Genomic DNA, 25,115 nt, shown 5'->3' on the forward strand with positions numbered 1-25,115 from the left:
AAACGACTTCCGCCGGGTCATGTTTGCGGCCGATTCCGCCGTAGAGCATCCGACAGCGTTCGGTCTTCCCGGTTTCCCGGGGATCGGGGCGCCAGGCCGTGAGCGGTCCCGTCCCGGGGGCCAGTATCTCGAAGTCCCCGAAGAGCGTGTCGATCCAACCGGTACCGCGGGCGAACACCGGATCCGAGCTCTCCGCGTACAGTCGTTGCAGGGTTCGGGCCCACTCCGGTTGGAAGCTGTCGGTCAAGTGGGCGAGCACCAGGTGGCTGCCGGTCGCCAGCTTCCGGCGGTAGGAATTCACCAGTGAACGCGGGTCCGAGCTCTCCGGCAGGGAGTGCACCACACCGGTCAGGACCAGCACCACCGGCTCGCTCAGGTCGATCAGCCGTCGTAGTTCCGGCGCGGCGAGCACCGAGTCGATCTCGCGGCAGTCCTCGTGCAGCAGCCCCGTGTTCGGTTCGTCCGCCAGCAGCCGAGCACCGTACGTCGCGGTCAACGGTTCGTTGTCCACGTAGACGACCCGGTATTCGGAAGTGAGCCTGCCCGCTATCTCGTGGATGTGGCCCACGGTCGGCAGGCCCGAACCGAGGTCGATGAACTGCCTGATCCCCGAGGCGAGGGAGTGGTCGACCGCGCGACGCAGGAACGCCCGGCTTTCCCGCATCGTGGCGGTGATGCCGGGAATCCTCCGCTCGGCACGTTCCACGAACTCCCGCTCGACACCGAAGTTGTGGCAGCCCCCGAGGAAGGCGTCGGTGATTCGCGCGCCGCAGGGACGCGTCAGGTCCAGTTGCCGCCGGTGTCGGGAATCGTCCCAGCTCATGCCCACATCCTGTTTGTCTCCTCCGGGGGCGCGGCGTTACAGAGCACTACCTGTGGTGGAGATGTTCACCATGAGTCCGGGGTGCACCGACTACGGCAGCGGTGAACGCCACAATCGCAGTGTGATCCAACGATGACTCAGCGTGCTCACCGATGTGATCGGCCGCTGCCGGCGTCGGCAGTATGCCTGGCGGTCCTCGACAATTCGATCGAGCGACGGTTCCGGCGTCGTGGTTGTGCTCGTGGCCCCGCCGTACGACGATGATCGGATCGCGAGGTTTCGCTTGATTACCGGAGGTTGTTGGTGGCGACTGAGGTTCGTGGGGTGGTCGCGACCGGCGCGGAACGGCCGGTGGAGGTCACCACTGTCCGGGTTCCCGAGCCCGGGCCCGGAGAAGCGCTGGTGCGTGTGCAGGCGTGCGGGGTGTGCCACACCGATATGCAGTACCGCGACGGCGGAGTGAGTGACGAGTTCCCCTTCCTGCTGGGGCACGAGGCCGCCGGTGTGGTGGAGGAAGTGGGGCCCGACGTCACCGATTCGGTGGTCGGTGATTTCGTGGTGCTCAACTGGCGTGCCGTCTGCGGCCGGTGTCGGGCGTGTCGACGGGGACGCCCGCAGTACTGCTTCGACACCCACAACGCGACCCAGCCGATGACGCTGCGCGACGGCACCCCACTGTCACCCGCGTTGGGCATCGGTGCGTTCGCGGAGAAGACCCTGGTGGCCGCGGGACAGTGCACCAAGGTCGACCCGTCCGCGAGTCCCACGGTGGCCGGTCTGCTCGGTTGCGGTGTGATGGCCGGTATCGGCGCTGCCGTCAATACCGGGGCGGCGGGGCCCGGGGACTCGGTGGCCGTGATCGGTTGTGGCGGTGTGGGCGACGGTGCGGTGACCGGTGCCGTCATGGCCGGGGCGCGTCGAGTGATCGCCGTCGACACCGACCCCCGCAAGTTGGAGTGGGCCCGTGAATTCGGCGCCACCCACACAGTGGACGCGGGCCGAACCGATCCGATCGAGGCGATCCGCGAAGTCACCGACGGATTCGGTGCGGACCTGGTGGTTGAGGCCGTTGGCAGCCCGCGTACCTACGAACAGGCGTTCTACGCCCGTGACCTGGCGGGTACGGTCGTGCTGGTCGGGGTCCCCACGCCCGAGATGCGGCTGGATCTACCACTGCTGGACGTGTTCGCCAGAGGTGGCGCGTTGAAATCGAGCTGGTACGGCGACTGCTTGCCCACCAGGGATTTTCCCGCGTTGATCGAGATGTCGCTGCAGGGGAGACTGCCGTTGGAGAAGTTCGTCACCGAGCGGATCGAGCTGGGTGAGGTGGAAGCCGCGTTCGGCAGGATGCGCAGCGGCGACGTTCTCCGTTCGGTGGTGGTGTTGTGAACGCGCGTATCGACCACACGACCACTTCCGGCACGTTCTCGCTGGACGGGCAGACCCACGAGGTCGACAACAACGTCTGGGTGATCGGTGACGATCACGAGTGCGTGGTCGTGGACGCCCCGCACGACGTGAACGCGATCCTGGAACTCGTCGGGGAGCGTGACGTGTCGGCGATCATCGCCACCCACGGACACGACGACCACGTCCGGTTCGCTCCCGAACTGGCCGACACCGTGGGAGCGCCGATTCTGCTGCACCCCGACGACTCGGTGCTCTGGCGGATGACGCATCCGAACCGGGAACCGGACCGGATGCTGGTCGATGACGAGGTGATCGGCGTAGCGGCCGGGGCCGGGCTGCGGGTGTTGCACACCCCGGGGCACGCACCCGGCGCGGTGAGTCTGTACTCGGCGGAACTGAACACGGTGTTCACCGGCGACACCCTCTTCGCCGGAGGACCGGGCGCCACGGGTCGTTCCTATTCGGATTTCGACGTGATCATCGAGTCGATCGCGAACCGGTTGTTCACGCTGCCGGACGACACCATCGTCCGTCCCGGCCACGGCCCCAGTACCACGATCGCCACCGAGCGGCCGCGGCTGAGCGAGTGGAAGAACCGGGGGTACTAACGGGACTTCGTGGCCTCGGTTTTTGTAGCCGTTTCCGTAGTGCTGGTCACGACGGCTCGTCGTCGCCGATGACCAGCACGGTCGCTTCGTTGCGCACAGTGGGTTCAGCCGGTGTGGCGAATCCGGAGCCGAGCGAGCTTCGCCGGGTCCCGGTCAACGACTCGGACCGGTGGCCGAGCCCATTGCCGAACACTGCCGCCCGGCGCGCGGGTGAACCGAATCGACCCGCGGGTGCCCTCGACCGTGACCAGCGGCCATGCCCCGGACACAGCCGCCCGGTCCGTGCCGTATGCACGAAGCACCTCGGTCAGGACGGCGACGGTGTCCCATCCTTCGAAGGCGACGAAGGAGGGCGCTTTGCCCAGCAGCTCGCCGAGTTCCTTTTCGACGCGCTCGCCGAGCGGGCCGAGTTGCTCGGGCAGGTAACTCAGGAACGGGATCCCGGCACCTGCCGTGCCCAGCGCCGCACTCCATTCGGTGAACTCCGGTTGCCCGGCCGGAGCACCGATCAGGATTTCCGCGAGTCGTCGGTCGCCCCGAACGGCCCGGACGATCGGCATCGCGGGCTCCGGATGGCCGACCAGTAGGAGGAGTGCCGTAGCGCTGCTCTCGACGAGCGCGTCGCACAGTTCCTCGGGAGCGAGAGTGTTCGTGTCGAGCTCGACGACGGTGCCGCCCCGGGGGGCGAGGTGCTCCCGCAGGATGCTGGTGCCGGAGGCCCAGTAAACGCTCGGCTGGGTCGCCACCGCGACCCGAGCCCGGCCCGCTGCCAGCAGGAAGTCCGCGTAGACCCGCCAGCTGTGGGACTGGGCCGGGGCCAGTCGCGCGACCCACTCCGTCGGTTCGTCGGTGAGCGCGTCAAGCACGGCGGAGGAGCACAGGAACGGCACGCCGATGGCATCGGCCCGAACGGCGGCGGAACGCGCGACGACGCTGTGGTATTCGCCCATCACGGCGGCCACGTCCAGACCGGCCAGTTCGTCCACTGCCGCCGCGGCTCGCTCCGGATCGGCAGCCGTGTCCCGGATCACCAGTTCCAGCGGTCTGCCACCGATCCCGCCGGAGTCGTTGACCTCGCGAACCGCCAGCTCCAGTCCTGCGAGCAGGTGTCGACCGGCCTCGACCCAGCCGGGCCGTGTCAGCGGGACGAGGGCACCCAGGCGCAGGGGCAACTGGCTCGTGAAATCCACATAGGATGGTGATGTTGGCGTACTCATCGGTTGGATTCTCTTCCGAAGCGGTGCGATAGTGGCCCGCCCGGACAGTGCGCGGCCCCGGGGCGGCGGTTCGCGTTCATCGGAGCCGACGGCGGCTGGCACATTCGAACGTTCATGCCGTTCATTGGATCCGAGATCAACTCCGAACGGCAACCCGAGCAGTCCTGCCGAGTTACCGAGCTTCGTCGTCCTACACTCCGCCGAAAGCCCGAACCTCGGAGGGGCGCTTCCGGGACCGGTCCGAACAGGACTTTCTCGGCCGGAGTCGTCCGAGCTCGCCCGACGGTTCCGAGCCCGCCGATCCCGACCCTGCCGGGAGTGCGGTGAGGAAGTCGTTTCGCCCGGGTGATCGGAACCGCGCGGGCAAGTACTGTTGTGCATCCCCACGCCGGTACTCCGAAAGGGCTCCCTGTTGCGCAACGGGAATTCCGAGGCGGTCTCCTTACCGGTCCCGATTCCGAAGCGGTGGTACAGAGCACTGCTGGAGATCGGGCTGGTCGCCGTCTTCGTCTGCTGTCACCTGCTCGTGGTCTTCCTGCCCTCCCATCAGGGAGAGGCGTTTCGCTGGTCGTTGTCACTCGGTCTGCCCGCCTTGGCCGTGTTGCTGTTACGCCGGTTCCTGCCGTGGGTGAGCCTGGTGGTGCTGGTGACGGTCGCCATCGTGCTCACCCGCGTCGAGGAGCCGGTGGGGCCGCTGAATCTGGCCATCCTGATCAGCGTCTACTCGGTGTGCGTACGTGGTGAACTCCCCACCACGGTCTCCGCTGGGGCGGTGGCGATGATCTGGCCCCTCAGCAGGCTGTCCTCGATGTCGCCGTACGCCGCTACGGTGATGCTGCTCGGCGCACTGGTCAACGTGGTCATGGTGCTCGGTTGGGGGAGGGCCATGCGGATCAAACGCAGGCAGGCCGCACAGCTCGAACAGGCGGTGAATCTGCTCGACCGGGCGCGGGACCAGCTCGCCAGGGAAGCGGCGGCCGTGGAGCGAGCCCGCATCGCCCGCGAGTTCCACGACATCGTCTCGCACAATCTCTCGGTGGTGGCGCTGCGGGCCGGAGTGGCCCGCTCGTTGGTGGATCGCGATCCCGACCACGCCAGGGACACGCTCCGGGAGCTCGAGAAGACCTCGCGTTCCTCCCTGGAGCAGATGCGCCAGTTGGTCAGCGCGTTGCGCGCGGTTCCCGGGGAAGACAGCGACGAGGGGGCCGTTCCCGACGGCAGGGGCGATTCCAGGGACGGCTCCGACTCCGTTGAGGGAGCTCCTTCCGGGGGCGGCGATGATCGCACCCCGGCGCCTCGTCTGGCGCAATTGGACGAGTTGATCGATTCGGTGCGTGGAACCGGGGTTACCTGGCGACTGCAGCGCATCGGCCGGGTGCGCGAACTGGACGCGGGGGTGGAGATGACGGCTTATCGGGTGATCCAGGAGGCGGTGACCAATGTGCTCAAGCACGCCGGGCGAGGGTACGCGCGCGTGTCATTGAGCTACCGGGCCTCCGGACTGGACATCGAAGTGAACAATCACACCGCCGATTTCCTCGGCCGGGTCCGTTCGACGGACCACGACGCGAGACAGGTGGCGCAGGGCGATCCCGGTTCCACCGGGCATGGTTTGATCGGACTTCGGGAGCGGGTGTCGTTGCTCGGGGGCACCTTGACGGCGCATCCTGTTTCGAACGGTTTTCACTTGTCTGCCGTGCTACCGTGCCCGGAAATTTCGGACCCGGGGTGTTCCGAGGAGGTCCGTAGGTGGTGACGCAGTCGGTCACGGACGTGCTGGTCGCCGATGACCAGGCGATGATTCGTGGTGGGTTGGTGGCCCTGCTCTCGGCCGAGCCGGATCTTCGGGTGACCGCCGAGGCGGATGACGGCCGCAGTGCCGTGGCCGCCGTTCGGCGGCGAATGCCGGACGTGGTGCTGATGGACATACGGATGCCCGGTACCGACGGCATCGTCGCGGCACGCGAGATCATTCGAGCCACGCACGGACGCACAGCCGTGATCATGCTTACGGTCCACGACCTGGACGAGTACGTCTACTCCGCGCTGCGGGCCGGAGTCAGCGGTTTCCTGCTCAAGGACGCACCGCCGGAGGAACTGCTCCGCGCCGTTCGCACCGTGGCGTCGGGCGACGCCCTGCTCTCCCCGAGCGTCACGCGTAGGCTGTTGCACCGGTTCGCCGCGCTGGAGATGCGCGACGCCTCGCTCGAACTGGCGCCGCTGACCGATCGGGAGCGGGACGTGCTGCTCCAGGTGGCGCGCGGGGGCTCCAACGCCGAGATCGCCGAGAACCTCGGACTCGCCGAGTTGACCGTCAAGTCGCACGTCTACCACGTGATGCAGAAACTCAACCTGAGTTCGCGCACCCAGCTCGTCATCCTGGCCTACGAAACCGGGCTGGTCCGCCCCGGACGCGGCCCGTCCGTGCCGGGATCCGCGCCCGACCCCGAGATCCCCGTCCGCCGTAAGAGCGGCGACTCCGTCCGAGACGGGCACATCGGGGGCCGATGGCCCGCTTGATGTAATGGGGGCATGGATTCGGAGGGACGTTTTCGGGTCGGTCTGTTCGGTTACGGTCTGGCGGGTTCCGCCTTTCACGCCCCGCTCATCGCGGCGCAGCCGCGGTTGCGGCTGGATGCCGTGGTCACCTCCAGCGGGCAGCGTGCGGAGCAGGTGGTGTCCCGGTATCCGGAGGCCCGTGTCCACTCCGATGCCACGGAGTTGTTCCGGCGGGCGGACGAAATGGATCTCCTCGTGATCGCCACTCCGAACAGCAGTCACGCGGAGCTGACCGCGCGTGCGCTCGACGCCGGAGTTCCGGTGGTGGTCGACAAGCCGTTCACCCCCACGGCGGAGGAGGCCAGGGAACTGATCTCGCGTGCCGAGGATCGCGGTGTCCCCTTGACCGTCTTCCAGAACCGCCGCTGGGACAACGACATGCTCACCGTTCGGGAACTCCTCGACTCCGACTCGCTGGGGCGGGTGCACCGGTTCGAGTCCCGGTTCGAGCGTTGGGTTCCCGTGGCGAAGGACTCCTGGCGCGACCAGGGCGGTCCGGGAGAGGCCGGGGGTGTGCTCTACGATCTGGGCAGCCATCTGATCGATCAGGCACTGTGTCTGTTCGGCGACGTCGAATCGGTCTACGCGGAGATGGACACCATTCGTCCCGACGTGGCCGCCGATGACGACACCTTCCTGGCGCTGCGGCACACCGGGGGTCAGTACAGCCACCTCTGGGTGAGCAAACTCGCCGCGCAGCAGGGACCGCGGTTTCGGGTCCTGGGAGATCGCGCGGCGTTCACCAAGTACGGACTGGATCCGCAGGAAGCGGCACTGCGGCAGGGGAGCCTTCCCGGGGAGCCGGGGTGGGGCGAGGAGCCGAGGGAGAACTGGGGCTCCCTCGGTGTCGAGCCCGAGACCCGTCCCTGGCCCAGCAGGCCCGGCCGTTATCAGGATTTCTACGCCGGAGTCGTGCGAACACTGGAGTCGGGGGTCGCCCCGCCGGTCGATCCGGCCGACGCCCTGCGGGGACTCGAAGTGATCGAGGCGGCACGCCGTTCGGTCGCTGACGGTTCGGTGGTCACACTTCCTCGGACACGGTGAGATCCGCACCGCTTCGGAGTGTTGGGGTGTCGGTTCCTGTCACGGGGTGACGCCGGACGAACGGTTTCTCAGCGTGTCCCCGGTTCCGGCAGGGTGCGGCGTCCGTGTGGGTGGCGTGGGGCGCGCGGTTCGGGGAACGCGCGTTCGCGCCGTAGGTAGCCCGTCTGCAGTGCCAACACTCCCAGCGCCACTAGCAGCGCCAGGAGTGCCAACCATCCCGCGGCGGCGTTGCTGTCGAACAACCAGAGCCCGGCCGCGATCCCGCCGACGAGCCCGGCGGACACGACGAGCAGATGGCAGATGAGGTGGACCGCGTAGTTCCGCACCGTGTCGCCCCTCTCCGGCGAGGTGTTCGGCGGTGGCGAACGATTCCGGGAGCTCACTCGCGATTCGCCGGGCAGATGTTACCGCCACGGTTCCCGGCACGCTCGTTGTCGAGCCGCCGTGAGCTCGTGCCGGCGCCCGGGCCGGAGGGTGGGTTCCCCGTGCCGGCGCCCGGGCCGGAGGGCGGGTTCGTCCGCGGGCGGGAAAATCGCCGATCCCGGCGAGGTGAACGACACGAGGCCGGTGTTCACGCTCCGCAGTGAGATGATCAGTTAGTCACCTGATCGAGGGAGTCCCGTTTCTCGGTCAGCGAGGTTCCCGGTGAGCCGTTACCGTTGTCGATGGAGTCGACACGCTCGAAACGGTCAATTCTTCCGACCGGAATTCCCGCGTCAGTCCTCGCGGGAGTCGCTGCGCGAGCGCCGGACACACGAGCCGAAGCATCCTCGGGGGTGGTTGCTGGTGAATTCTCTTGCGGTCTTCGCGGTCACGGCCACCACGGGCATCGGAACGATCGTGATCGCCCTGCTGGCGATGAACTGGGTCGAGCAGCGGTTCGTCGGCACCGAACCCTTCAGACCCACTCGACTCGGCACCGCGCGAGCACATCGGACACCGAACCGATCGTTGCCGGAACCCCGGACTCCACCGGCGGCCGAGTCAGATCATTCGGAAGTCCGCGAAGTCGAATCCGGGGGAGACCACACAACTGACCAGGACGTCGGCGTCACCGGTGTTCTCGGCACACTGCCAGTGGCCGGCGGGAACAAGTGACTGGGGCAGTTGGCCCGCCGCCAGGTCAGCACCCAGCGTGATCGTCTCCGTCCGCTCCGCCGGTTCAGCGCCGTTGCCCGCGCCGTGCATCAGTAGTGCCGGTCCCGAGTGCCACATCCACAACTCGTCCGACTCGACCCGGTGCCACCGCGAACGTTCCCCGGCGGGCAACAGGTAGTGGATCGCCGTCGCACTGGGGCGCGGACCACGATCCGGCGGATGAGAAGTCGTGGCGCAGGTCCAGGTACGCCGGTACCAGCCGCCCTCCGGGTGCGGCAGCAGATCCAGCAGTTCGGCGGTGGTACCTCTGGTTTCGAACGAGACGAAACGGCCGTGGGTGTCCCGCCGCGCGTAGCGCACCCCGCGGACCGCCGCCCGGTCCAGTGGACCGTAGACGTGGGGGAACAGGGTTTCCGCGGCCACGCCTTCCGGCGGGCTCGGAGCGGGAGGTTCCCAGCGTACGGGGGCGGACAACGCCGTGGCGTCGAGTTCGAGCAGTACCAGCTGCTCCTCGGCGGAACGGTAGAGCGTGTTGGCCACGGCCAACGTCGTCTCCGGATCCGGTGAGCAGTGCACGAACCCCTCCCGCCGCAGGGAGTCCGCGCCGATGGTCTCCCCCGGGGTCGAGTGGTAGGACTCCGACGGAAGCAGGTGGAACAAGGTCGAGGTATTCACAGGGGTCAGTTTCCCGGGGGCCGCCGTGGCGTTGTCAGGTGGCCCCGCCGCGGCGGTACCGGCTCGGAGTTCGTTTCGTACCGGTGATGTTTCCTGGCGAACCGCGCCCGGCGAGCAGGCGGGTAGTGTGGCCGATCGAGCGAATGAGCGACACGGACACCGCAGCACTCCGATCACGAACCGGGAGCCCCATGCGAGCCGACAGCACCCCCGCCCACGACGGTTCCGCCGCCGAGGACGCCACCGCGAGCGCGGACAGCACTGTCAGGATCGCCGTCCTCGACGACTACCAGAACGTGGCCCGCGAGTTCGGGGACTGGCACACCCTGCCCGCGAACACCGAGGTGACCGTGTTCGACGAGCACATCGCGGACCAGTCGGAACTGGTACGCGAGCTCGAACCGTTCCGGGTGGTCGCGGCGATGCGGGAACGGACAGCCTTCCCCGCGGAAGTGCTGCGCGCGTTGCCGAACCTGAAGCTGCTGGTCACCACCGGCATGGGAAATGCTGCCATCGACACGGCGGCAGCGGCCGAACTGGGGGTGACGGTGTGCGGCACCGGTAACGGGATGCGGGCCGGAGCCGACTGGAGCACCACCTCGGAACTCACGTGGGGTCTGATCCTCGCGGTGGCCAGAGCGATTCCGCGGGAGGATCGGGCCGTGCGCACCGGGGGCTGGCAGCACACCGTCGGCAAGGACCTCGCGGGCGGCACGCTCGGAGTCCTCGGGCTCGGCCGTATCGGTGCGCAGATCGCCACGGTGGGCCGTGCGTTCGGCATGGAGGTGCTCGCCTTCAGCGAGAACCTCACGGCGGAACGCGCACGGGAGGCGGGCGCCACAGCGGTGGACAAGCGTGAGCTGTTCGCCGCCTCCGACGTGGTCACCGTACACACCAAACTCGGCGAGCGAACCCGCGGACTCGTGGGTCGCGCCGAGCTCGACCTGCTGGGGCCGGACTCCATACTGGTCAACACCTCCCGCGGCCCGATCGTCGACGAGCGGGAGCTGCTTTCCGCGTTGCACGAGGGCCGTATTGGTGGTGCCGGGATCGATGTCTTCGAGCGCGAGCCGCTCCCCGAGGACGATCCGTGGCGCCACGCGCCCCGAACGGTGTTGACTCCGCACATCGGTTACGTCTCGGAGAACACCTACCGGGCGTTCTTCACCGAAACGGTGGAGGACATCCGGCAGTTTCTGGCGGGCACGCCGGTGCGGGTGCTCAACGCGGACCGAGCGAAATGATCCGCCTCCCGCGCCTGTCGCCTCCGACAGGCGCGGGAGAGGGACTCAGGCCTCGTCCGCGAGGTGGCGCACCCGCTCGATCAGCGCGGTGCGCTCGGCGGCGCTGCCCGCCAGCGGCGTCACGTTCAGGGTGGTAACACCCGACTCGCGGAACGCGGCGATGCGCTCGCGCACGTGGCTCTCCGGTCCGATCAGCGAGGTCTTGGTCAGCAGCTCGCGGGGAACCGCCGCTGCCGCCTCGTCCTTCTTGCCGTCCAGGTAGAGGTCCTGGATTCGCTCCGCCTCGGCCTCGTAGCCGTAGCGTCGGGCCAGGTTGTTGTAGAAATTCTGGCCCTTGGCGCCCATGCCGCCGATGTAGAGCGCCAGCATCGGACGCATCGAGTCGAGCAGCTCGTCCAGGTCCTCACCGATGGCCAGCGGTGCCTGCACCACCGTGTCCAGCTCCGGCAGTGTGGCGTCCCGCTTCGCGCGGCCCTCGGCCAGCGAGTCGCCCCATACCTCGGCGGCCTTCTCCGGAACGTAGAAGATCGGTTCCCACGCCTCGGCGATCTCCGCCGTCATCGCCACGTTTTTGGGCCCGATCGCCGCGATCATGATCGGTATCCGCTCCCGAACCGGGTGGTTGACCAGCTTGAGCGGTTTGCCGAGACCGGTGCCCTCTTCGGCAGGCAGCGGAATGTTGTAGTGCTTGCCCTCGTGGGCGAGCTTCTCCCGGCGCCACACCTTGCGGCAGATCTCGACCAGTTCCCGGGTGCGGCCCAGTGGTGCCTTGTAGGGCAGCCCGTGGAAGCCCTCGATCACCTGGGGTCCCGAGGCGCCGATACCCAGCGTGAACCGTCCGTCCGAGACGAAGTCCACTCCGGCCGCCGTCATGGCGGTCAGCGTCGGTGTCCTGGTGTAGACCTGCAGAATGCCGGAAGCGATCTCCAGACGTTCGGTGCGCGCCGCGATGAACCCCAACTGGCTGACCGCGTCGAACGAGTACGCCTCCGGGACATAGACGATGTCCAGCCCGGCCTTTTCGTAGTCGACCAGCTCGTCGACCGTCTCCTTGAATCCCCCGCTGTAGTTCAGCGGCATCCCGATCCGCATACTGCTCGCTTCCTGCCGGTTGTGTTGCCCGTGGGGTTCGCCCACCCGCGCTCGACGCTCGGAACGGATGTGCCGGACCACCGAATCGCACACAGGTTACCGACGAGTACGGCGGTTCGGCAGTCCCCGCGCCCGGAACATCCCGTCGCGGTGCCATGCGCTCCGCGCATCGGGGCCCCTCGCCCTACGCTGTGAGCCCTCCCTGAGCGATAAGGCGGCCCTCTCGCCACGGGACTCCGCTCTCCTGCCGGGAACTCCGCTAGCACGACCGAGGGAAACACGGCGGGGAGTCGGGAGAGGGTGATCTTCCCGCGTAGCGTGTGCGGTGCGAACGGCAGGCAACCACGAGGAGGAACATCGTGGCGCTCGTAGTGCACATACTGATCACAGCCGTGGCGGTCTGGGTGACCACCGCACTGCCCGGGATCACGCTCGGCGACCAAGGGGCCGGAACCGATGGGGTGGCCACCCAGGCGTTGACACTGCTCGTCGTGGCCGTGGTGTTCGGCATCGTCAACGTGGTGCTCAAGCCGGTCGCCAAGACGCTGGGGTGCCTGCTCTATATCCTCACCCTCGGGTTGTTCGGCCTGGTGGTCAACGCGCTGTTGTTCTGGTTGACCAGCTGGATAGCCGGGAACCTCGATCTTCCGTTCCACGTCGAGGGTTTCTGGCCCGCCTTCTGGGGAGCGATCATCGTCACCGTTGTCAGCAGTGCGTTGCACGGGCTGGTACGCCGGGCCACCTCGCTCGGCGACTGATCGGAAGCGTCCGGCCGGGTCGCTCGACGTGCTGGGACCGAAGCGGGTCCGAGAACGACTTTCGATGTCGTCTCCCGCGGGTGTGACCGTGAACGAGGGCGGTGGGTGCCGAAAGCCTGCTACCGGCGGTGGGCGAAGCCCCTGCTGGGGGGAGGGGCGGCCACGCGAGCGAGTTCCGTCCCTTTCCTCGTCGGTAATGCCTCGTGGCTTCGTGCGGCACGGTGAAACTCGTCCTGTTCTCGGATTGGTGTCGGAATGCTCGTCGGCGCCGCGGTCATTAATCGACTCGTTACCGGCGCGGTCGTCTACACCGGCATCGGTGGAACCGATCCGTTCTCCTCGGGGAACAGTTGATCCCGCGCCACCTTAAAGTCACTTTCGGTTTTCGGCTGAACACGAAGAGTCATGAAATAATGATTCGAAGCACGATATCGAACGCGAGGTGGTGGAGATGATCCGAAGTCCCGTCGATCGGGTCCGTGACTATGTCGAAAATCCTCATCCGAAACGGCTTGTGTGAAAATTGGGAACAACGGCGGTCTCGGAGGAATCATGAGTCGGTGGTCACTCGTGGCGAAGTTCGTTGAAGATTGACTTCACGGATGCGTGGTCACGTTCCGTCCGATATCACTCACGGAACCGGTACGGAGTGAGTTGTCAACACTCGTCCGAGTCATGGAAGACGAATAAAACCCGCGCATTACGGTGCGGCGTCTCACGCTACCCGAAAGAAGGAGAAAAAATCTCCGGGAAAGAGAGCGGCCCGGGATCATGTCATCCCGGGCCGACTTCGGTGGGCGATGCTGGGTTCGAACCAGCGACCTCTTCGGTGTGAACGAAGCGCTCTCCCGCTGAGCTAATCGCCCGTTGCCGCCCTGTCGCAGCGACAACAAGAAGCTTACACGATCCTTTTCACGCCTGGAACAGGGGGGAGGCCAGCCAGCTCCACCGCAGACCGAGGAAGTCTCCGACCAGGTCAAAAGCGCCGATGAGCCAGAGAGTGGCCACCACTACGACGCCGGTGGCCGTCATCACCGCCAGTCGGGTCGCCGGATGTTGCCGGGACAGCCAGTGGATCCAGCGCTGGTAGTGGCGTTTGGCGAACATGTTCACGTGGTGTGCCCAGGCGAATTCGGTGGCGAGCAGCCCGAGGCCCGCGAACACGCACAGCCAACCGGGACCCGGATAGGGAATGAGTACCAGGCCCAGCAGGAGTACCATCCCGCCGAGCAGTCCGAGACCGAAGCGATAAAGGGTGTTCAGCGCCGGTCTGGCGCGTATCCGCTCCCGGCGCGCGCGGAATCGCTCTCGTAAGCGGTGCACGCGTGCGCGCCAGCCCGAGAGGTGTGCGTTCGGCGGTTCGTTCTCGTGATGTCGCGAACCGGGCTCTGCTGTCTTACTCAGAACACACCTGCCTGCCGACCGATCCTGCTTTCCGGGTGCTCTCTCGGTCCCATGTCGTTCCCGTCGGTACTACAGGGACTCCCCGTCAGTGTCTCAGCCTACGTGCTGCGGCAGTGCCTGTAGAGTGGCTCGTGCGGCGCATATTTCGTTCCGGGTGTTCGTCATGGGCGCGGCGATGATGTGATCGTGTATATCACATTGTGACGCCGGTCTCGCTTTTGGGTTTCGGGTTCAGGCGTGAAAACCCGAGAGTGGAGTATTTGATATTAGCCCGTTTCGGTGAACATTTGTGGTGTGCCTCTCCCGGGGCTCTTGTGTGAAACGGCTTGTCGTACAACTATCGACTATCCTGAAAACCAGCGTCCCGTGGTGGCCGCGAGGCATCGACCGGTTCGGTCCTTGAGCGTTGTGGTGGTCCTCCGGGGGCGTCGTCGACGGGTTCGTACATGTGCCCGACCGGGGGTGGTGCGGGTGGGTCGCACGAGAAGGTCCGGAAGCATTGTTTCGGCTCGCCGCGGAACCGACCGGGGCGCCGATTGCGGATCGGTGAGATCGGTGGTTTTCTTCGAGGCGGTGAGGCTCGTGTTGATGAATCGCGGAATTTGTCCGCCCCCGGAGTTGTTGGCTACGCTACGGAGTTCTGTAGTAGCTCAGCGAATTAGTTTTCCCCCGTACGGGTGATCTATTCGCTGTTTGCGAGCGAACGGACCCGGATAACCGTCACAACTGTGTAGCTCGGTCGGCTTCGCTGCGACCGGGAGGGAGTTAGGAAGGCGAGGACGATGCGTAACGATCATGTGACCCTTCGTTCGACAGCGGTGTTCGATCTGCTGGCCCCGCAGACGCCCGCCGTTCCGGTTCAGGTGGAACTGCGGTACGACACTCGCGACCCCTACGCCGTCGTCGCGGCGTTCCGCACCGGTCGTGCGGGCTGGGTCGAATGGGTGTTCGCGCGTGATCTGCTGGCCGACGGGTTGATCGCGCACGCGGGTGAGGGCGACGTGGCGATCAGGCCCGCCGCCGACGACCCCGAGGTCGTGGTGATCGAGCTGAGCTCACCCTCGGGACACGCCGTGTTCGAGGCGTCCGCCCAGGAACTGGCGGACTTCCTGGATCGCACCTACGACGTGGTGGTGCCGGGCAACGAGGGACTCTGGGTCAGTATCGACGAGGCGATCACGAGGTTGCTGCCGCACGATCTCTCGTGACCGTGCGTCGCCTGGGAAACCGCGTTGGGGCCGCCCGCGGGTGGTGACGGCGGGCTCCGGCCCGCTGTCGTGCTGATTGTCCGCACGGGACCCCCCGCTTCGATCGCCGTTCACGGCGTGGTCTAGAGTTTTGACCGAACACGGCGGAGGCGCCGAGCGAAGGATCTCGGCTCCGTCGTGAGTGCGGATGTAGCGCAGCGGTAGCGCATCACCTTGCCAAGGTGAGGGTCGCGGGTTCGAATCCCGTCATCCGCTCTGCGACCGGCTCGTCCGAGTGACGTTGAGCCGGTGGCTTCGGCGGAGTGGCCGAGTGGCTCAGGCAAGGGCCTGCAAAGCCCTGTACGCGGGTTCGATTCCCGCCTCCGCCTCGCGCGATTAGCTCAGCGGGAGAGCGCTACCTTGACACGGTAGAGGTCACTGGTTCGATCCCAGTATCGCGCACCGAACCAGCAATCCGGCTGCTGCGGGGCGTACCCGGGCAGTGGCTCGGACGGCCACCACCGGTCGAGCCGTGGGTTGTTCCGGCTCATTCCGGTCACCCGATTTGGAGGATCCCGGGCGGCCTGAGCCGGTGACCGGGACCTTCTCGCCGTTTGTTCCGCGGGAACAGGTTGTTTACCCCGCTTGCCTCACCAGGAACCAGACTGCCTCACCAGGGAACCAGGCTGCCGTCCCAGGAGTGGAACAGGCCGGTCGGTCCGTCGTCAGCTAGCATGGCCAGCTGGACCGCTGTCTCGGCCGCCTCTGCCGGATCCTTGCCGTCCCTGGTGGCACGCTCGTTGAGATCCGTCCCCCGCAGTCCGGGGGCCAACGAGTTCACCCTGAATCCCTCTTCGGCGAGCTCGTGGGAGTAGAACACCGTCAGCGCGTTCAGCGCCGTTTTCGAGGAACGGTAGGCGGCGTCCGTTCCGGTGGTGGAAAACCACCGGTTCGCCCCGGTGCTCAGGTCGAGCGAGCCGGTGCCGCTGGAGATGTTCACGATCCTGGGACGCCGGGAACGGCGCAGCGCGGGCAGGAAGGCGTTCGTGACGGCCACGACCCCGAACAGGTTCGTCTCGTAGGTTCGCCGGAAGTCGTCGCGACCGGTCTCCGTTACCGGTACCTCGTCGGTGCTGATTCCCGCGTTGTTGACCAGGATGTCCAACTCGTCGATTTCCCGCGCGGCACGAGCGATACTCGTGTCATCGGTGACGTCGATCGGCAGTACAGTGACGTCGCCACCGATCTCCGCTGCGGCCGCACGTCCCCGTTCGGGGTCCCGCGAACCCAGGTGGACTCGCAACCCGGCCGCGGCCAAGAGGCGTGCGATCTCCTTGCCGATGCCCTTGTTGGCACCGGTCACCAGTGCTGTGGAATCGTTCATGGCATCGAGCGTGCGGCTCGCCGGAACTCGGATCCAGGTACAACCCGTCCCAGTCACGAGGAGAGCCAGTAACGAGGTGAGGTAGCGTATGGCGAGACAGGAACTGGCCCGGTTGTTGCGCGACTACCGGAAACGGCTCGAACCCGCCGAGGTCGGTCGGGGGAGGGGGCGGCGCAGGCGCACCCCCGGCCTCCGGCGTGAGGAGGTCGCGGAACAGGCGGCCGTGTCCGTGGACTACGTCGTCAGACTCGAACAGGGCAGGGGACCGAATCCCTCGGCACGGGTTCTGGAGTCCCTGGCAGGGGTGCTGCGGCTCGACGCGGCCGAACGCGTTCATCTGTTCCGGACCGCCGGGGTGAGTCCGGAGCCGCCGCTCCGTCCTCCCCACCGGGTTGGTCAGCAGGTGGAGTACATGCTGCACCGGATGCCGGACGTGGCTGCGGTGGTGACCGACGCTCGTTACGACGTCGTCGCGTTCTCCCCGCTCGCGGACGTGTTGCTCGGTGACCTCCGGCGGGAGCCGAATCTGGCCCGCAGGCACTTCCTGAATTGCGAGCCCCGGGAAATCTCCGGTGGGGAGGAATTCGAGCTGATCGCGGTGTCGCGCCTGCGCGGTTCCCTCGCGCGTTATCCGCTGGACGAGTCGCTCGCCGCGCTGGTGTCGGAGTTGCGCACCGAGAGCCGGAATTTCGAACGTGTGTGGCGCACGGCTCCGGTACGTGTGCCGAGTCACCGCCGGAAGACGATCACTCATCCGCGAGTGGGCCCGTTGCGGCTCAACTGCGACGTGGTGCCGCTGCCCGAGGACGACCAGCAGATGGTGTTCGTGACCGCGGACCGGGGGAGTTCCGAGGAACAAGCGCTGCACCGGCTGCGGAGGTAGCGCGCATCGAAGCCGTCCCGCGCACGAACTCCGCCCGCTTGTCCCCCGGTCGGCGGTGACAGCGGGACGAGCGGGCGGAAGCGCGTACTCAGCGTGTCAGCAGTGAGCGCAGGAAGAACCCGATGTTGGCCGGGCGTTCGGCCAGCCTGCGCATGAAGTAGCCATACCACTCCTCGCCGTAGGGCACATAGACCCGCAGGTTGTGCCCCGCGGCGGCGAGGCGGCGCTGTTCGGCGGGCCGGATGCCGTAGAGCATCTGGAACTCGTAACTGTCGGCACCGCGCCCGTGACGTTCGGCCAGCTCGGCGGCGATGGCGATCATGCGGGGATCGTGGGTGGCGATCATCGGGTGGCCCTCACCCGCCATGAGTGCCCGCGTGCAGCGTACGTAGGACCGGTCCACTTCTCGCTTGTCCTGGAAGGCCACCGAGGCGGGCTCGGAGTAGGCCCCCTTGCACAGTCGGACCCTGGAGCCCGCCGTGGCCAGGTCCCGGCAGTCCTGCTCGGTGCGGTGCAGATAGGCCTGCAGGACCGCCCCCACCCAGGGGAAGTCCACACGCAGGTCGGACAGCGTCCGCAACGTCATGTCCGTGGTCGTGTGGTCCTCCATGTCCAGGGTGACCGTGGTGCCCACGGCGGCCGCCGACTCGCAGATCCGGCGGGCGTTGTCTAGCGCGATCTTCTCCCCGTCCGGGGAGAGCTGTTGTCCCACCGCCGAGAGCTTGACCGAGACCTCCGCGCGGTCGGCCAACCCGGCGTGGTGCAGTTCCGAGAGCAGCCCCTGGTAAGCCCGCACCGTGTCGTCGGCCTGCGCGGCGTCGGTGGTGTCCTCACCGAGATGGTCCAGGGTGACGTGCAACCCTTCCTCGGTCAGCCGAGCGGTCACCCCGATCGCCTCGCGGGAGTCCGAGCCGGCCACGAACCGGTCCACCACCGTGCGGGTGAGTGGATTGGCCTCCACGAGCCCACGTATCGCATCGGACCGGGCCGCGGTCAGCATCACACTGCGCAGCATCTTTCATCTCCTAGCGGATCGTGCCGGACTCAGCCCTGGTGTGGGTAGGTGTGCTCGGTGGGAGCGTCGAACGTCTCCTTGACGGCGCGGGGGTTGACCCAGCGCTGCAGGTTGAACATCGACCCCGCCTTGTCGTTGGTCCCGGAGGCACGCCCGCCGCCGAACGGCTGCCTGCCCACGATCGAGCCGGTGGGCTTGTCGTTGACGTAGAAGTTGCCCGCCGCGTGGCGCAGCTGTTCGTGGGCCCGCCCGATCGCGCTCCGGTCGTCGGCGAAGACCGCTCCGGTCAGGGCGTAGGGGCTGGTCTCGTCCACGATTCCCAGGATCCGCTCGTAGTCGTTGTCCTCGTAGACGTGCACCGCCATGATCGGTCCGAAGTACTCGGTCGTGAACGCCTCGTCGTAGGGGTCGGTTCCCACCATGATGGTCGGCTGCACGAAGTAGCCCACCGAGTCGTCGTACTCGCCGCCCGCGAGGATCTCCAGCGACGGCTCGTCCGCCACCCGGTCGATCGCGGCCTTGTGCTTGGCGAAGGCGCGATGATCGATGACCGCCGCACCGAAGTGCGAGAAGTCGCTCGGATCACCGTAAGTGACGCGCCGGGTGGCTTCGACCAGGTTCTCCCGCATGCCGGATTCCCAGAGCGAGCGCGGGACGTAGGCACGCGAGGCCGCCGAGCACTTCTGCCCCTGGTACTCGAAGGCGCCGCGGACCAGGGCCGTCACCACCTTGTCGGAGTCGGCCGAGGGGTGTGCCACGACGAAGTCCTTGCCGCCCGTCTCACCGACGATGCGCGGGTAGCTCCGGTAGTTGTCCAGGTTCTCACCGATGGTCTTCCAGAGCTTCTTGAACGTGGCGGTGGAACCGGTGAAGTGCAGTCCCGCCAGGTCCGGGTCGGTGAGCGCGACCTCGCCGACGGCCTGCCCGTCGCCGGTGACCATGTTGATCACTCCCGGCGGCAGCCCGGCGGCCTCCAGCATGCGCATGGTGTGGTGCGCGGCGAACTGCTGGGTCGGCGTCGGCTTCCACACCACCGTGTTGCCCATCAGCGCGGGCGCCGTGGGGAGGTTCGCCGCGATCGCGGTGAAGTTGAAGGGGGTGATCGCCGTGACGAACCCGTCCAGCGGACGGTACTCCATCCGGTTCCACTCGCCGGGTACCGAGTTGGGCTGTTCGGCGAGGATGCGGCGCGCGAAGTGCACGTTGAACCGCAGGAAGTCCGCCATTTCACAGACCGCCTCGATCTCGGCCTGGTGCACCGACTTGGACTGCCCCAGCATGGTGGCGGCGTTGATGGTGTCCCGCCACGGGCCCGAGAGCAGGTCCGCCGCGCGCAGCATCACGGCGGCGCGTTCGTCGAAGGGCATCGCCGCCCAGTCCGCGGCCGCGTCCTTGGCCGCCTGCACCGCCTCGGCCACGTCGGCGTTGGTCGCTTGCGCGCAAACGCCCAGCACGCGGGAATGATTGTGCGGTTGGACAACGTTGAACCGTTCGCCGCTCGCCATTCGCTGTTTGCCCGCGATGGTCGTGGTCAGTTCGATCGGCTCGGCCTGCAGCTCGGCGAGACGCCGCTGCAGCGACTCCCGTTCGGCGCTTCCCCTGGCGTAGGACTTGACCGGCTCATTGGCCGGCACCGGGACCGAAGTGATGGCATCCATGACCTTACGCCTCCTCGCGCGACGTCGGTGTCGGTCGTGGGCCGGAGGTGTCGCTACCGGCCCTTCCAACTGCCGAGGATAGAAGTTCGAGCGCCCGGTCGGCTTGTACGAGCGGCTATCGTTGACGGTGATGGATTGGTCGATCGAACAACCGGTTGCCGATGAGTGGTACTCGGCGAGCGCGGGTGGCAACGAGGAACAGCCGGGTACCACCGGGGTGGCACTGCGGCAGCTGTTGATCGCGGTGGGTGAGCCGCTGGTCGACGTGCTGGCGGCCCCCGGTGGGTTCGACGTCGCCGTCCACGACGTGGTCATCCTCGACCCGGAGGAGGCCCCCGGAACGGGCGCCGGGGATCTCGTGCTGGTGATCGGTACCCGTGGCCGCTCGGCGGTGCCACTGGTGCGGCGGGTGGCCCGTTCCGGCGCCGCGGCCGTGGCGGTCAAGGTCGACGCGGATCAGGACGCCCGGGCGCTGCGGGAGGCGGCCATCGGCGGCGGCATCGCGCTGCTCGGAGTGCGTCCCGACGTGCGGTGGGAGCAGCTGGAGTCGTTCGCCCGGTCGGCCGTGGAGAACGCCCGGCTGACCGGTGAGGCCGACGTAGGGGAGGCGCTGGGGGACCTGTTCTCGCTGGCCCAGACCGTGGCGGCGCTGACCGAGGGCATCGTCAGCATCGAGGACACCGCCAACCGCGTGCTCGCCTATTCGCGCTCCGACGACGAGGTCGACGAACTGCGCAGGCTGTCCATTCTCGGCAGACGCGGTCCGGAGTCCTACCTGGCCATGCTGCGGGAGTGGGGGATCTACCAACGACTGCGCGCGGGGGAGGAGGTCGTCCGGATCGAGCCGCGCCCCGACCTGGGGATCCGGCGGCGGATGGCCGTGGGCATCCACGCCGGTGCGCAACCGCTGGGCACCATCTGGGTGCAGGAGGGCGCGCGCGGCCTCAGCGAGCACAGTGACCGGTCGCTGATCGGGGCGGCGCGGGTGGCCGCGCTGCAGTTGATCCGCCAGCGCAGCGAGTCGACCATGGCGCCCCGGTTCCGGGAGAACCTGCTGACCGGTTTGCTGGAGAGCCGCATCGACGGGTACTCGGCCGCGGCCAACATCGGTGCGGATCCCCGAAAATCCGCCGTGGTGGTGGTGCTGACCCTGCGTCCCAGGGAGCACACCGGTGTTTCCAACCGTTCCGAGATCGAGCTGGAACGCGCCGAGATGACCAGCCTGATCTCGGTGCACGCCGCTTCCTACCGGCGCAGCGCGCTGGTGACCACGATCGGTTCCCGGGTGTACGTGCTGTTGCCCGATCTGCCGGACCGACACGCCGAATCGGCGGTTTCCGGACTGGCCCAGGAGATCGTCACCGCGGCGCGGGGCCAGCTTCGCTCCGGCGTCCAGGCCGGGATCGGTTCGGTTGTCGCCACACTGGACGATGTTCCGGTATCCCGCATCGAGGCCGACCGTATCCTCGACGCGCTCGGGCACGACCACACCGCCGAGGTCGCCACCATCGATGACGTCCGGTCCCGGGTGCTGCTCAGCGAGGTGCTGACGATGCTCCGGGACAACGAGCGGGTGCGCGATCCCAGGCTGGCGACCCTGCGCGCCCACGACGCCGCCAACGGTACCGAGTTCGCCCGCTCGCTGTTGTGCTACCTGGAGTTCTTCGGCGATGTCCGGAGTGCCAGCCTGTCGCTGCACGTGCACCCCAACACCCTGCGCCACCGTGTCCGGCGTGCCGCCGAGATCAGCGGTATCGATCTCGACGATCCCGCGGAACGGTTGAGTGTTCAGCTGCAACTGTTGCTGTTCCGGCAAACCGAGCTCCGGCCGCGGAGCTGAACGGGCCGTTCCCCAACCGCTCGGCGTTCCGGAGCTCCGGCGGTGGTGGGCGGGACGAACGCGGTGCGAAACCACCGTGACGATTCCACCGCGCGCTCGTTGAGCTATTGACGTTTCCCGATCGCGAACGTTGACCGGGCGTGTGCTCGCCGGGCGCCTTCGGTGTCGTACCGCGCGCTCGTGCGGTCGTCCCCGCGGTGCGACCGGTCCGGCGAGTCGATCGGTGAAGCTCGTCGAACGTCCGAGCAGTCCTGATGGGGCGGAGAGTGAGAGATCGATGGCTGGTTACCGCAAGGTGGTCGTCGGGACCGACGGATCGTCCCCCTCGATGCACGCTGTCCGGCGCGCCGCGCAGTTGGCGGGTGACTCGGCCGAACTGGTGATCGTCTGCGCGTACTATCCCAACAGCAGGCGTGAGGTGGAGCGCGCGCAGGACGAGATGGGGCAGGAGGCCTTCCAGGTGGTCGGTTCCGCGCCCGCCGAGGACAGTCTGCGTGACGCCACCGATCACGCCCGTTCCGCCGGAGCGGGCAGTGTCGATACCGTGTCCGTGTTGGGTCCGCCTATCGACTCGCTGATCGAGACCGCCGAGCGTCATTCGGCCGATCTGTTGGTGGTCGGCAGCCGCGGCCTGAACACACTGAAAGGACGAATCCTGGGATCGGTGCCCTCGGAGGTATCCCGACGTTCGGAGTGCGATGTGCTCGTCGTTCGAACCACACGATGATTTCGTGGCGCCGGACAATCCGGTGGAGCGGGCGTTGCTCGGCGGCGAGCCCCGCTACCGTAAGGCCGACGTGGCTCGGTTGGCCGGCGTCGAACTCTCCAGGGCCGAGCGGCTCTGGCAGGCGATGGGCTTCGCGCACGTCGCTCCCGAAGCCGTGGTGTTCACCGATTTCGACGTCGATGCCATGCGAACGGTGGACAAGCTCGTATCGGCCGAGGTGATTCCGCCGGAGCTGGAGACCGCGGTCGCCCGTTCACTGGCGCAGACGATGTCGCGGTTGGCCGAGTGGCAGCTGGGGATCTTCAAGGCCGTGCTCGGTGACACCTTCGCCACCGACATCGAAACCACCGCCGAGGTCGCCGAGGCGATCCTGCCGGTGATGGAGAACCTGCAGGGCTACGTCTGGCGCAGGCACCTCTCCGCCATCGCCGCACGGGAATTGGGCGAGGCCGACACCGGGCCGGAAGAACCGACCGTGGTGGTGGGGTTCGCCGACATCGTGGGCTACACCAGGTTGGTGCGCGACTACAGCGAACGCGAACTGGCGCGGCTGATCGACGACTTCGAGGACCTGGTCACCAGGGTGATCGCCGAGAATCACGGGCGAATCGTCAAGACCGTGGGGGACGAGGTGCTGTTCGTGGCGGACACGGTCCGCGACGGGGCGGAGATAGCGCTCTCGCTCAACGAGAACGTCGCCCGGGAACCCGACCTGCCGCCGTTGCGGATCGGCCTGGCTCACGGCACGGTGCTGGCCAGGTTCGGTGACGTATACGGCTCCACCGTCAACATCGCGAGCAGGCTGACCACGTTGGCCAGGCCCTCCTCGGTGCTGGTGGACCGCGAGTGCGCGGCGGGATTGCGCTCCGAGTCGGGTTTCGTGCTGACCTCGCTCGGGCCGAACAAGGTCTCCGGTTTCCGCGGCCTACGGGCTTGGGCGCTGCGTCGCTCCGAGTGATGTCCGACAGGACTGATGCCCCCGGAGTAGTATCGAGTGGACGTCCGGCGTACTCCGGCACGATTCTCGCGAACCGGGATGCCCGCGACGCCGCTGCGGCTTAGAGTCGTAGATCATGGAGAGCGATCCGCCTGCCGCACCCGATCGTGGCGAACACTCCGACGAAGTGGCCGCGCTGGCCGCCCGTTACGGTCGCATCCCCACCTCCGAACGGGTCCGACTGGCCAAGTCCACCTCGAACCTGTTCCGGTTCCGTGCTCCGGTCAGCGGCGGGCTCGACGTAACCGGCCTCGACAGGGTTCTTCGAGTGGATCCGCGACAGCGGGTCGCCGACGTCCAGGGCATGACCACCTTCGAGGACCTGGTCGCCGCTACGCTGCCGTACGGGCTGATGCCACTGGTGGTTCCGCAGCTGAAGACGATCACCATTGGCGGGGCCGTGGCGGGGCTGGGAATCGAGGCGTCGTCGTTCCGCAACGGGCTGCCGCACGAATCCGTGCTGGAGATGGAGATCCTCACCGGTGACGGCAGCGTCGTGCTGGCGCGGCCCGACAACGAGCACGCCGAACTGTTCCGCGGCTTCCCGAATTCCTACGGCTCGCTCGGCTACGCACTGCGAGTGCTGATCGAACTCCAGCCGGTGCGGGACTACGTGCGGCTGCGGCACGTGCCGTTCGACTCGACAGCGGCCTGTGCCGGGGTGATCGAGCACATCGGCCGTTCGGGGAGCTGGAACGAACAGCGGGTGGACTTTCTGGACGGCACCGTGTTCGGTGCGAACGAGCTGTATCTGACGCTGGGCACCTTCACCTCACGAGCGCCGTACACCAACGACTACACCGGTAACCGGATCTACTACCGCTCGATCCGCGGCCGCGAGGTGGACCACCTGCGTACGCACGACTACCTGTGGCGTTGGGACACCGACTGGTTCTGGTGTTCCCGCGCTTTCGGCGCGCAACACCCCGCGATCCGCCCGTTCTGGCCACGTCGGTTGCTGCGGTCGGACGTCTACCGCAGGCTCGTGTCCCTCGATCAGCGCCACGGCCTGTCCGAACGGTTCTACCGGTTGCGCGGGCGCCCCAGCCGTGAGCCGGTGATTCAGGACGTCGAGATTCCGCTCGACCGGTTGGCCGAGTTCCTGGAGTTCTTCCACAGCGAGATCGGCATCAGTCCGGTGTGGCTGTGTCCGGTGCGGCTGCGCGACGGCCAGGGCTGGCCGCTCTACCCCATGGACCCGGCGACGCTCTACGTCAACGTCGGGTTCTGGGCCACGGTGCCGCTGGGGGAGGGGCAGTCCGTCGGTACGCACAACCGGGCCATCGAGGCCAAGGTGAGCGAGCTCGACGGGCACAAGTCGCTGTACTCGACCGCGTACTACGAGCCCGAGGAGTTCTGGCGCCGCTATGACGGAACCACGTACCGGCGGTTGAAACAGCGCTACGACGAAGCGGGCAAGCTGCCCGACCTCTACGAGAAGTGTGTGCTGGGTACCTGAGCACGCTCGGTTTCTCCCACGACTACCGGCCCG

21 protein-coding genes, 4 tRNA genes and 1 pseudogene are annotated in these 25,115 nt (G+C 67.3%); 16 read left to right on the forward strand and 10 right to left on the reverse strand.

Translation table 11 applies throughout. From position 1 onward, the window contains the following. Window positions 1-34: 34 nt before the first annotated feature. A pseudogene (locus ACOQFL_RS00845) lies at window positions 35-823 on the reverse strand (SAM-dependent methyltransferase); the annotation flags it as partial. Between the two features lie 303 nt (window positions 824-1,126). Here ACOQFL_RS00845 and ACOQFL_RS00850 point away from each other — a divergent pair. Together ACOQFL_RS00850 and ACOQFL_RS00855 are read left to right on the forward strand one after the other, a co-directional pair. Continuing rightward, on the forward strand, window positions 1,127-2,212 hold the full coding sequence (locus ACOQFL_RS00850) for an S-(hydroxymethyl)mycothiol dehydrogenase (RefSeq protein ID WP_435542146.1): 1,086 nt from the start codon (window positions 1,127-1,129) through the stop codon (window positions 2,210-2,212). Then, complete coding sequence (locus tag ACOQFL_RS00855; RefSeq protein ID WP_435542147.1) at window positions 2,209-2,841, forward strand: MBL fold metallo-hydrolase; 633 nt, start codon at window positions 2,209-2,211, stop codon at window positions 2,839-2,841. Before ACOQFL_RS00850 ends, ACOQFL_RS00855 begins: the two co-directional genes overlap by 4 nt. Window positions 2,842-2,945: 104 nt before the next feature. Here the strand turns inward: ACOQFL_RS00855 and ACOQFL_RS00860 are convergent, their stop codons facing one another. Further along, window positions 2,946-4,058, reverse strand: a complete 1,113-nt coding sequence (locus ACOQFL_RS00860) for an ABC transporter substrate-binding protein (protein ID WP_435542148.1) — start codon at window positions 4,056-4,058, stop codon at window positions 2,946-2,948. Window positions 4,059-4,470: 412 nt separating this feature from the next. Between ACOQFL_RS00860 and ACOQFL_RS00865 the strand changes: the two genes are divergently transcribed. The 3 genes from ACOQFL_RS00865 to ACOQFL_RS00875 are packed head-to-tail and all read left to right on the forward strand — an operon-like array spanning window position 4,471 to window position 7,661. Further along, on the forward strand, window positions 4,471-5,814 hold the full coding sequence (locus ACOQFL_RS00865; protein ID WP_435542149.1) for a sensor histidine kinase: 1,344 nt from the start codon (window positions 4,471-4,473) through the stop codon (window positions 5,812-5,814). Beyond that, entirely contained in the window at window positions 5,811-6,578 is a 768-nt protein-coding gene (locus ACOQFL_RS00870) for a response regulator (protein WP_435542150.1), read from the forward strand. The genes ACOQFL_RS00865 and ACOQFL_RS00870 overlap by 4 nt, the downstream gene beginning before the upstream one ends. 12 nt (window positions 6,579-6,590) lie before the next feature. Continuing rightward, a complete protein-coding gene (locus tag ACOQFL_RS00875) occupies window positions 6,591-7,661 on the forward strand; it encodes a Gfo/Idh/MocA family oxidoreductase (protein ID WP_435542151.1) in 1,071 nt (356 codons plus the stop codon). 68 nt (window positions 7,662-7,729) lie between these two features. Here the strand turns inward: ACOQFL_RS00875 and ACOQFL_RS00880 are convergent, their stop codons facing one another. Both ACOQFL_RS00880 and ACOQFL_RS00885 read right to left on the reverse strand, forming a co-directional pair. Further along, window positions 7,730-7,987, reverse strand: coding sequence for a hypothetical protein (locus ACOQFL_RS00880; protein ID WP_435542152.1), 258 nt, complete (start codon window positions 7,985-7,987; stop codon window positions 7,730-7,732). Between the two features lie 658 nt (window positions 7,988-8,645). Next, window positions 8,646-9,434, reverse strand: a complete 789-nt coding sequence (locus tag ACOQFL_RS00885) for a cupin domain-containing protein (RefSeq protein WP_435542153.1) — start codon at window positions 9,432-9,434, stop codon at window positions 8,646-8,648. 191 nt (window positions 9,435-9,625) lie between these two features. Between ACOQFL_RS00885 and ACOQFL_RS00890 the strand changes: the two genes are divergently transcribed. Then, window positions 9,626-10,678, forward strand: coding sequence for a D-2-hydroxyacid dehydrogenase family protein (locus tag ACOQFL_RS00890; RefSeq protein WP_435542154.1), 1,053 nt, complete (start codon window positions 9,626-9,628; stop codon window positions 10,676-10,678). Window positions 10,679-10,723: 45 nt separating this feature from the next. Here the strand turns inward: ACOQFL_RS00890 and ACOQFL_RS00895 are convergent, their stop codons facing one another. After that, the gene (locus tag ACOQFL_RS00895; protein ID WP_435542155.1) at window positions 10,724-11,770 is read right to left on the reverse strand and encodes an LLM class F420-dependent oxidoreductase; all 1,047 of its coding nucleotides are present in this window, start codon (window positions 11,768-11,770) and stop codon (window positions 10,724-10,726) included. A 359-nt stretch (window positions 11,771-12,129) separates the two neighbouring features. Here ACOQFL_RS00895 and ACOQFL_RS00900 point away from each other — a divergent pair, with 359 nt between their 5' ends. Beyond that, window positions 12,130-12,528 carry a phage holin family protein gene (locus ACOQFL_RS00900; protein WP_435542156.1) on the forward strand — a complete coding sequence of 133 codons (399 nt, stop codon included), beginning with the start codon at window positions 12,130-12,132 and terminating at the stop codon, window positions 12,526-12,528. A gap of 794 nt (window positions 12,529-13,322) precedes the next feature. Here ACOQFL_RS00900 and ACOQFL_RS00905 read toward each other — a convergent pair. Both ACOQFL_RS00905 and ACOQFL_RS00910 read right to left on the reverse strand, forming a co-directional pair. Continuing rightward, window positions 13,323-13,394 (reverse strand) — tRNA-Val (locus tag ACOQFL_RS00905). A gap of 46 nt (window positions 13,395-13,440) precedes the next feature. After that, window positions 13,441-13,851 carry a TIGR02611 family protein gene (locus ACOQFL_RS00910; RefSeq protein WP_435542157.1) on the reverse strand — a complete coding sequence of 137 codons (411 nt, stop codon included), beginning with the start codon at window positions 13,849-13,851 and terminating at the stop codon, window positions 13,441-13,443. 863 nt (window positions 13,852-14,714) lie between these two features. Here ACOQFL_RS00910 and ACOQFL_RS00915 point away from each other — a divergent pair. The 4 genes from ACOQFL_RS00915 (at window position 14,715) to ACOQFL_RS00930 (ending at window position 15,581) form a co-directional block, all read left to right on the forward strand. Beyond that, entirely contained in the window at window positions 14,715-15,140 is a 426-nt protein-coding gene (locus ACOQFL_RS00915) for an SsgA family sporulation/cell division regulator (protein WP_092628535.1), read from the forward strand. Window positions 15,141-15,323: 183 nt separating this feature from the next. Then, window positions 15,324-15,395 (forward strand) — tRNA-Gly (locus ACOQFL_RS00920). Between the two features lie 41 nt (window positions 15,396-15,436). Next, window positions 15,437-15,508, forward strand: a tRNA-Cys gene (locus ACOQFL_RS00925). Window position 15,509: 1 nt separating this feature from the next. After that, window positions 15,510-15,581 (forward strand) — tRNA-Val (locus ACOQFL_RS00930). Window positions 15,582-15,789: 208 nt separating this feature from the next. Here ACOQFL_RS00930 and ACOQFL_RS00935 read toward each other — a convergent pair. Further along, window positions 15,790-16,503 carry an SDR family NAD(P)-dependent oxidoreductase gene (locus ACOQFL_RS00935; protein ID WP_435542158.1) on the reverse strand — a complete coding sequence of 238 codons (714 nt, stop codon included), beginning with the start codon at window positions 16,501-16,503 and terminating at the stop codon, window positions 15,790-15,792. Between the two features lie 88 nt (window positions 16,504-16,591). Here ACOQFL_RS00935 and ACOQFL_RS00940 point away from each other — a divergent pair, with 88 nt between their 5' ends. Continuing rightward, window positions 16,592-17,386, forward strand: a complete 795-nt coding sequence (locus ACOQFL_RS00940) for a helix-turn-helix transcriptional regulator (protein WP_435542159.1) — start codon at window positions 16,592-16,594, stop codon at window positions 17,384-17,386. Window positions 17,387-17,474: 88 nt separating this feature from the next. Here the strand turns inward: ACOQFL_RS00940 and ACOQFL_RS00945 are convergent, their stop codons facing one another. Then, on the reverse strand, window positions 17,475-18,401 hold the full coding sequence (locus tag ACOQFL_RS00945; protein ID WP_435542160.1) for a proline dehydrogenase family protein: 927 nt from the start codon (window positions 18,399-18,401) through the stop codon (window positions 17,475-17,477). A 29-nt stretch (window positions 18,402-18,430) separates the two neighbouring features. Next, complete coding sequence (gene pruA, locus ACOQFL_RS00950) at window positions 18,431-20,059, reverse strand: L-glutamate gamma-semialdehyde dehydrogenase (RefSeq protein WP_435542161.1); 1,629 nt, start codon at window positions 20,057-20,059, stop codon at window positions 18,431-18,433. Window positions 20,060-20,276: 217 nt separating this feature from the next. Between pruA and ACOQFL_RS00955 the strand changes: the two genes are divergently transcribed. From ACOQFL_RS00955 to ACOQFL_RS00970, 4 genes are all read left to right on the forward strand, one after another. Next, window positions 20,277-21,899 (forward strand): PucR family transcriptional regulator, encoded by a 1,623-nt coding sequence (locus tag ACOQFL_RS00955; protein ID WP_435542454.1) that lies wholly within the window; start codon window positions 20,277-20,279, stop codon window positions 21,897-21,899. Between the two features lie 277 nt (window positions 21,900-22,176). Continuing rightward, window positions 22,177-22,626, forward strand: a complete 450-nt coding sequence (locus tag ACOQFL_RS00960) for a universal stress protein (RefSeq protein WP_435542162.1) — start codon at window positions 22,177-22,179, stop codon at window positions 22,624-22,626. A 4-nt stretch (window positions 22,627-22,630) separates the two neighbouring features. Continuing rightward, window positions 22,631-23,584 carry an adenylate/guanylate cyclase domain-containing protein gene (locus ACOQFL_RS00965; RefSeq protein ID WP_435542163.1) on the forward strand — a complete coding sequence of 318 codons (954 nt, stop codon included), beginning with the start codon at window positions 22,631-22,633 and terminating at the stop codon, window positions 23,582-23,584. A gap of 115 nt (window positions 23,585-23,699) precedes the next feature. Beyond that, window positions 23,700-25,082, forward strand: coding sequence for an FAD-binding oxidoreductase (locus ACOQFL_RS00970; protein ID WP_435542164.1), 1,383 nt, complete (start codon window positions 23,700-23,702; stop codon window positions 25,080-25,082). The last annotated feature ends 33 nt before the right edge of the window (window positions 25,083-25,115 follow it).

The sequence above is a fragment of the Actinopolyspora sabaoui genome (genome assembly GCF_051225635.1).
GTDB lineage: Bacteria > Actinomycetota > Actinomycetes > Mycobacteriales > Pseudonocardiaceae > Actinopolyspora.